This window comes from Microbacterium sp. (assembly GCF_032084865.1).
Lineage (GTDB): Bacteria > Actinomycetota > Actinomycetes > Actinomycetales > Microbacteriaceae > Microbacterium.
Genome location: NZ_DAMDLU010000135.1, coordinates 1 through 7,788, shown reverse-complemented (window position 1 = coordinate 7,788; position 7,788 = coordinate 1). Strand labels below are relative to the sequence as shown.

Annotated in this window: 6 protein-coding genes; 1 reads left to right on the top strand and 5 read right to left on the bottom strand. The window is 69.2% G+C overall.

The genetic code is table 11. The annotated features are described in order from the left end of the window. Nucleotides 1–138 precede the first annotated feature (138 nt). From gcvPB to RT309_RS12310, 3 genes are read right to left on the bottom strand one after another with little or no spacing between them, the layout of a single operon-like run. On the bottom strand, nucleotides 139–1,740 hold the full coding sequence (gene gcvPB / locus RT309_RS12320; protein WP_313357447.1) for an aminomethyl-transferring glycine dehydrogenase subunit GcvPB: 1,602 nt from the start codon (nucleotides 1,738–1,740) through the stop codon (nucleotides 139–141). Continuing rightward, a complete protein-coding gene (gcvPA, locus tag RT309_RS12315) occupies nucleotides 1,737–3,116 on the bottom strand; it encodes an aminomethyl-transferring glycine dehydrogenase subunit GcvPA (RefSeq protein WP_313357446.1) in 1,380 nt (459 codons plus the stop codon). Before gcvPA ends, gcvPB begins: the two co-directional genes overlap by 4 nt. After that, a complete protein-coding gene (locus tag RT309_RS12310; protein ID WP_313357445.1) occupies nucleotides 3,113–5,200 on the bottom strand; it encodes a beta-galactosidase in 2,088 nt (695 codons plus the stop codon). The genes gcvPA and RT309_RS12310 overlap by 4 nt, the downstream gene beginning before the upstream one ends. A 117-nt stretch (nucleotides 5,201–5,317) precedes the next feature. Here RT309_RS12310 and RT309_RS12305 point away from each other — a divergent pair, with 117 nt between their 5' ends. Continuing rightward, on the top strand, nucleotides 5,318–5,974 hold the full coding sequence (locus RT309_RS12305) for a GntR family transcriptional regulator (RefSeq protein ID WP_313357443.1): 657 nt from the start codon (nucleotides 5,318–5,320) through the stop codon (nucleotides 5,972–5,974). A gap of 25 nt (nucleotides 5,975–5,999) precedes the next feature. On the opposite strand, the gene RT309_RS12300 is transcribed toward RT309_RS12305, so the two are convergent. Beyond that, nucleotides 6,000–6,893, bottom strand: a complete 894-nt coding sequence (locus tag RT309_RS12300) for a carbohydrate ABC transporter permease (protein ID WP_313357441.1) — start codon at nucleotides 6,891–6,893, stop codon at nucleotides 6,000–6,002. Continuing rightward, on the bottom strand, nucleotides 6,890–7,788 hold an 899-nt coding region (locus RT309_RS12295; protein WP_313357440.1), incomplete at its 5' end, for a sugar ABC transporter permease. The genes RT309_RS12295 and RT309_RS12300, both read right to left, overlap by 4 nt.

Sequence of the window (7,788 nt, the reverse complement as noted above, 5' to 3'; positions counted from 1 at the left end):
ATGGTCGCGCGCTCCTGCGCACTCGAGTGCGCGCCGCGCGCGATCGCGAGGCGCTGCACCTCCGCGCCGTCGGAGCCGGCGAGACCCGCGGGCCCGCCGATTCCGGCGACAGGGTTGACGACCAGTCCGATCACGGGATCAGGCCTCCGCTGCGGCGAAGCGGCGCCCCGACTCCGTCATCGGGTACTTGCGCTCGTACGCCCGCCACGTGACCGCCCAGCGCTCGGGATCGTCGAGCGAATCGTGGTGCGTGTGGTGCACGGTCTGGTTGTGCGGCGCGGTGCGCACCACCTCGGGGGTCTCGCGCGCCTCGCGCGCCACCTCGGCCAGGGCGGCGACGTACTCGTCGAGCTCGGCCATCGAGTACGACTCGGTCGGCTCGAGGGTGAACGGCTGCGGCACGACGTACGGGTGGTGGCTGGTCCAGTAGTGCATGCCGAAGTCCGACATCCGGATGCCGATCTCCTCCGACGAGATGCCGGTCTCCTGGTACAGCTGCTCCCATGAGTAGCGCACCTGCTCGATCCGGCGCCGGCCGGTCGCGTACGGGGCCGAGGCGCCAGGGATCGCCAGCACCTTGGCCATCAGGTAGTTGTTGTTCAGCACCGCGGTCTCGGCGGCGGCCAGCAGCCCCTCGGCGCCGAGCGCCATGATCCACGCGTACGCCTTGACCAGCGCGGGGATGACGCCGAAGAACGGGGCGACCGCGCCGATCGACTGCGCCGCGGCCTCGGCGACGGCGAAGGTGCCGTCGTCCTGGCGGACGACGCGCGGTCCGGGAAGGAACGGAGCGAGCGCGGCGCTCACTGCGTTGGCGCCCGCGCCGGGGCCGCCGCAGCCGTGCGGGGTGCCGAACGTCTTGTGCAGATTGAAGTGGCACACGTCGAAGCCCGCGTCGCGGGCACGGGTGATGCCGAGGATGCCGTTGGCGTTGGCCTGATCGTACGAGGCGAGGGCTCCGACGGCGTGCGCGGCGTCGACCCACTCCCTGATCGTCGGGTTGTAGATGCCTGTGTCCTCGGGATTGGTGACCATGATCGCCGCCGTGCGCGGCGAGAGCGCCGCCTTCAGAGCATCCAGCGACGGGTAGCCGTCGGCGTCGGGGTACACCGTGATGACCTCGTAGCCGGCCGCCTTGGCTGCTGCGGCGTTCGACGGGTGACTGAAGATGGTCGTGATCACCTCGCGCCGCTGCTCACCCTCGCCGTTCGCCTCGTGGTAGGCGCGGATCATGGCGATGTTCGACCAGATCGCGGCCGATCCGCCCTGCGTGTGCAGCGAGACCTCGTCCATGCCCGAGATCTCGGCGAGCATCCGCTCGAGCTGCCACAGGATCTCGAGCATGCCTTGCGCGTCGGCGGGGTCCTGGTGCGGGTGCATCGCGGTCACCTGCGGGGAGCCGGCCAGCTGATCGTTGATCTTGGGCGCGTACTTCATGGTGCAGGTGCCCTGGCCGATGTCGACGTTGAAGTCGGCGCCGAGGTTCTCCTGCGACAGGCGCAGGTAGTGCTTGAGCACGCGCATCTGACCCATCTCGGGCAGCTTCGCCTTCGACGGGCGGCGCAGCGAGTCCGGCAGCGCGGCGACGACGTCGCCGACGGCGTCGCGGATGCCGGGCTCGACCTGCGAGACGAGCACGCCGCGCTCACCGGGGGTGGACAGCTCGAAGATGATCGGCTCGTCCCAGCGGGCCTGCTGGAACCGGCGCAGTGCGGGCTTGGGTGCGACGGGGAGGGTCACTTCGTCTCCTCTGCGAGAGCGGGTGCGGTGACCGCGGCGAGCGCCGCGGCGAGGGTGTCGATGTCGGACTGCGTGGTCATCTCGGTGACGCACACCAGCAGACGGCGCTCGCCCACCACGACACCGGGCTCGATGCCCTTCTGCCGCAGGGCGGTGACGACGTCGGATGCCGGAACAGGCAGCGTCACGGAGAACTCGCGCAGGTGCACGGCGTCGTCGTCGAGGGTCACGCCGTCTATGGCGGCGAGCGCGTGCTGGGCGTAGCGGGTGCGGGCGAGCAGGGCCTCGCCGAGCTCGCCCATGCCCTCGGGTCCCATCAGCGCGAGGTAGACGCCGGCGGCGATGCCCCACAGCGCTGCGGCCGTGCCCACCCATTCCTTGCCCTCTTCGCGATGCGCGAAGGAAGTGCGATCGTAGGCGACGTCGCCGAAGCCGTACTCGCCGGGCACGTCGGTCGATTCGAGGCCGAACAGCCGCGAGGGCATCTCCATGACGAAGCGCGTGTCGTCGTGCACGGCGATGAAGCCGCCATGAGCGCCGCCGAACCACTGGTGCAGGCCGAGCGACTGGATGTCTCCGGTGACGATGTCGGCGCCGTGCAGCGCGGGCGGGGTGAGAATGCCGTAGCCGATCGGGTCGGTGCCGACCACGAGCACGGCGCCGGCCTCGTGTGCGGCGTCGGCGATCCGCTGCAGGTCGGCCTCGACCGCTCCCGTCGCGCTCGGGGTCTCGACCCACACCGCGGCGACGTCGTCGCCGAGGGCTGCGGTGATCGCCGCGACGTCGGCTGTGCCGTTGACGGTCGGCACGTGCTCGAGGGTGAGATGGGCGCGCACGAAGTCGGCCACCTTCGCCAGCTTGGCGGGCAGCACGTCGCTCGCGACGAGCACGCGGGCTCGTCCGGTGATCCGCCCCGACATGGCGAGTCCGGTGGCGGCGGCCTGGTAGCCGTCGTAGGTCGGCACGTTCACGACGTCCATCTCGAGCAGCTCGGCCATGAGCGACTGGTACTGGAACAGCGCCTGGAACCGGCCGTGATCCTCGTACGGCTCGCCGGCGTAGGCGGTGAGGAACTCGCTGCGGTTGATGACCTCGTCGACGACGGCCGGCACGTAGTGGTTGTAGGTGCCCGCACCGAGGAAGCTGAGGCGCTCCTGCGCCGAGCGGTTCTTCGAGAGCAGGCCCCGCACGTGGCGGGCGAGATCCTGCTCGGCGACGAACGGCGCAGGGAGGTCGAGCGGGCGGCCCAGGCGCAGGGATTCCGGAACGTCGGCGTAGAACTCGTCGACCGATCCCGCGCCTACGGCGGAGAGCATCGCCGCACGCGTCTCCGGCGCGGTGTTGGGGATGTACGGATGCACGAACGGATGCGTCATGCCTGCTCCTTCGCAGTGGATGTGGTCAGTGTGATGAACGGGATCTCGGCGGCGCGGGGAGCGGCGACGACCGCGACGCCGTAGCCGGCGATTTCGATCGCGTCGGCGACGTCGGCTCCGGTGAGCAGGTCGACTCCGGATGCCGGCACCCGGAACGTCACGGGCTCGGCGCCGTGGTTGAGCAGGAACGTGTAGTCGGTGTCGTCGTCGGCGCGGGTGACGGACTCGGCGTTCACGTCGACACGGTCACGGACGGGAAGGCCGGCGGCGCCGAGCAGGTCGCCGAACACGGTGAGCATGCCGTCGGGGGTGAGCATGGCGCTGACGTAGGCCGCCGACCCGGTGCCGCGGGCGCGACGGGTGACCGCGGGCAGGCCCTCGAGCACCCCCGACGCGTAGCGACCGCGCACCTCGACATCGGCATCCGCTTCGATCCACTCCGCCCAGCCGGGCACGTCCACCGTGGCGGTGCCGTAGGCGACGCGCTCGACGAGTCCGTCGGCGATCGGCCACTGCTCGTCGACCTCGATGCCGAGCAGGTCGCGCAGCGGCCCTGGGGCACCGCCGTCGTGCACCTTCTCGGTGGTGTCGACGACGCCCGAGAACGGTCCGACGATCAGGTGCCCGCCGCCGTCGACGAAGGCCCGCATGGCGTCGGCGTGCGGCTGCTCGGCGATGTACAGGTTGGGCACGACGACCACGTCGTACTTCTCGAACGGGCCCGTGGCGCGCACGGTGTCGACCGGGTGGCCGAGCGTGTGCAGCGCGCGATGCCAGGCGCGGGCCTGCTGCGCCCACTGCAGACGCTGCGAGGGCAGCGACTCGACGGCGCTGGATCCCCACCAGGAGTCCCAGTCGACGACCAGGGCAACCCGGGAGCGCACGCGGGTGCCGCGCACCGGCTCGAGCTTCTTCAGCTCCAGACCGAGCGCCTTCGTCTCCTGGTAGCTGCGGGACTTCTCGCCGCGGTGGCCGAGCATCGAGGAGTGGAACTTCTCCTGCCCGTACTTGGCCTGGCGCCACTGGAAGAACATGACCGCGTCGGACCCGTGCGCGACGGCCTGCAGGCTCTCGACGCGGATCTTCCCCGGCGCCTTCGGCACGTTGATATCGCGCCAGCTGGTGGCGCTGGCCGACGACTCGAGCAGCAGCCACGGGCGGCCGCCCTTGAGCGAGCGCATCAGGCCGTAGTTCAGCGCGGCGCCGACGTGCGAGGTCGGATCGGCGGGCTCGGGATAGGCGTCATCGGTGACGATGTCCTCGACGGCCGCGAAGTCCCAGTAGTCGAGGTCGCGGAACATGCTCATGAAGTTCGTGGTCACAGCGATGTCGGGCGTCACCTCGCGCAGCACGTCGATCTCGATCTGGAAGAGCTCGAGCATGGCATCCGACGAGAACCGCTCGAAGTCGAGCAGCTGGGTGGGGTTGATCGGGCCCGGTGCCTTCCTGGGGGTCTCGACGTGATCCCACGAGGTGTAGCGCTGACCCCACACGTTCACGCCCCACGCCTCGTTGAGGCCGTCGAGGTCGCCGTAGCGGTGCTGCAGCCAGCGGCGGAAGTGCCGCGCCGATTCGGGGCACCAGCACCGCGAGACGTGGTCGCCGTACTCGTTCGAGATGTGCCACATCGCCAGCCCCGGGTGCTCGCCGTAGCGCTCGGCCATCGCTCGGGTCATGCGTGCGACGTTCTCGCGCCAGATCGGCGACGAGGGGCAGTACGTCTGGCGGGAGCCGAACTCCAGTCGGTGGCCCTCCGAGTCCGACGGACCCATCTCGGGGTGTGCGCGCAGCAGCCAGGAGGGTGGCGTGGCGGTCGCGGTCGCGAGGTCGATGCGGATGCTCGCCTCGTGCAGCAGGTCGAGGATGCGGTCGAGCCAGCCCCAGTCGTACACGCCGGGCTCGGGTTCGAGCTGCGGCCAGCTGAAGATCGGCAGGCTCACCATCGTGACGCCGGCCTCCTTCATGAGCCGGATGTCCTCGCGCCACGTCTGCTCCGACCACTGGTCGGGGTTGTAGTCGCCGCCGTAGGCGAGAGCGTCGATCCGGACCTCTCGGATGCGCTCAACGTCGCGATGCTCGGTCACGAGAACTCCTCACTGAGTGGTGGACGCGGTACATTGTTCAATGTATTCTGTATACAACACACTATGGCGGAACCGGAAACCGGTCAAGCCCTAGGCTGACGCTCGGGAGGCAACCACATGGCGATCGAAAGAAGGAACCTCCGCTCGCAGGTGCGCAGCGAACTGCTCGACCGGATGCGGACCGGGCTGGCGAAGCCGGGAGAGAGCATCAACGAGGTGCAGCTCGCCGCCGAGCTCGGCGTGAGCCGGACGCCCCTTCGCGAAGCCCTGATCGCCCTCGAGTCCGAAGGCCAGATCACCAGCGAGAACGGCAAGGGCTTCCGCTTCGTGCCTCTCAGCGCGAGCGAGTTCGAGGATCTCGCCCCCGTCATGGCGGCGCTCGAGAGCCTCGCCCTCGAGCTGTCTCCCGTCGACGAGCTGAAGGTGGTCGGTGCGCGCCTGGTCGAGTTGGCCGATGCGTTCCGGGAGGAGCTCGTCGAGCACCGGCTGGTGATCAGCCGCGACGACGAATGGCACGGGGTCATGCTGTCGGTGTGCCCGAACAGGCGACTGCTCGACGTGATCGAGAGCGTGCGCGGATCCTTCCACCGGTACGAGTCGCTGCTCGTGGGCGAGGACGTCAAGGTCGAGCGCGTCGCCGCGGAGCACGCGGCCATCGCTCGCGCCCTGGCCGCGGGCGACGTGCCCGCCGCCGTCGAGGCCCTGCGGATCAACTGGACGCACGGCATGCGCCGCATCCTCGACAACGCCTCCAGCGCCTACTTCACCGCCTGAGCCGTCGCAGGGGCGGCGCGGGCGGTCAGCCCTTGACCGCACCACCGAGCAATCCGGCCACGAACTGCTTCTGAAACACCAGGAACAGGATGAACAGCGGTAGCGTCGCCAGCAGCGAGCCGAGCATGAGCCCCGAGTAGTCGACCCGGCTGAGACCGATCATCGTGTTCAGCGCCACCGGGATCGTGTAGTTCGCCTCGGTGTTCAGCATGAGCAGCGGCCAGATGAACGAGTTCCACTGGCTGATGAACGTGTAGATGATCAGCGCCGCGATCTGCGGCCTGGCCACGGGAAGCACGATCCGGTAGAACGTGCGCAGCTCGGATGCCCCGTCGATGCGCGCCGCCTCGATGAGCGTGGTCGGGAAGTCGAGGAACCCCTGACGCATGAGGAAGATGCCGAACGCGTTTGCCAGGAACGGCACGATCAGCGCCTGATAGCTGTCGATCCAGCCGAGGCTCGCCATCATCTGGAACAGGGGCACGAGCAGCACCTGCATCGGGATCATCATCGTCACGAGGATGGCCCCCAGCAGCACGCCGCGACCGCGGAACCGGTACGTAGCGAGCCCGTAGCCGCACATGACGCTGACGACGGCGCTGAACGCCGTGTAGATCACCGCGACGAGCACGCTGTTGAGCATCACCTGACCGAACCCGATGCTCTCCTGCAGCCGGCCCAGGTTCTGCCAGAACCCCCCGCCGGGCAGCAGCGGCAGCGGGGTGACGAACAGGTCTGACGTGCGGTGCGTTGAGGCGATGACCATCCACAGGAAGGGCACGAGCGCCAGGATGCCGGCGACGACCAGCAACGCGTAGACGGGCGCGCGCAGCACCAGTCTGCGCGCGAGGGGCTCGCCTCGGCGCTCCGGGATACCCGTGCGCCGGGCCCTGCCGGTCGTGATCAGCTGAGTGGTCACGGTTTCTCCCTCATGATGCGGAACTGCACGATCGCGATGATCGCTGTGAGCACGACGAGCATCCAGGCGATCGCGCTGGCGTAGCCGAAGTCGAACTGCTGGAACCCGATCTTGTACAGGTAGAGCACCGGCGTGAGTGTGGCGTTGTTGGGCCCGCCGCCGGTGAGGATGAAGTTCTCGTCGAACAGCTGCAGCGCCCCGATCGTCGAGGTCACGCTGGTGAAGATCAGCACCGGGCGCAACTGGGGCACGACCACGTGCCAGAAGGTCTGCCAGCGGCCGGCGCCGTCGATGCGCGCCGCCTCGTACAGCTCGGGCGGGATCGCCTGGAGTCCGGCGAGGATGATCACCATGTTGTAGCCGGTCCAGCGCCACGTGATCGAGGCGATCAGTGCGACGCGTGCCCAGAACTCGTTGTTCAGCCAGTCGATCGGCGCCACCCCGACCAGTCCGAGCGCCTGGTTCAGCAGTCCGCCGTCGGTCGTCATGATCACCCGGAACACCACCGAGTAGGCGACGAGCGTGGTGATCGCGGGCAGGAAGGTGATCAGCCGGAAACCCGAGCGGAAGCGCAGCCACGACTGGTTGAGCAGGTAGGCCAGGCCGACCGCGAGGGCGATCATGAGCGGCACCTGCACGACGAGGATCAGCAGCGCGTTTCCGAGACTCTTCGCGATCAGCGGGTCGCGCAGCATCCGGGTGTACTGGTCGATCCCGACGAACGTCGAGACGCCGCCTTCGGTGCGGAACAGGCTCTGCAGCAGCGACACTGCCAGCGGGTAGGCGAAGAAGATGAGCAGCAGCGCGGCGGCGGGCAGCGCGAACCACAGCCCGGGGCGCTGCATGCGCGCGCCCAGGCGCCGCGCCGGTGCCGGCGCCCCGGCCTCCCCCGGGG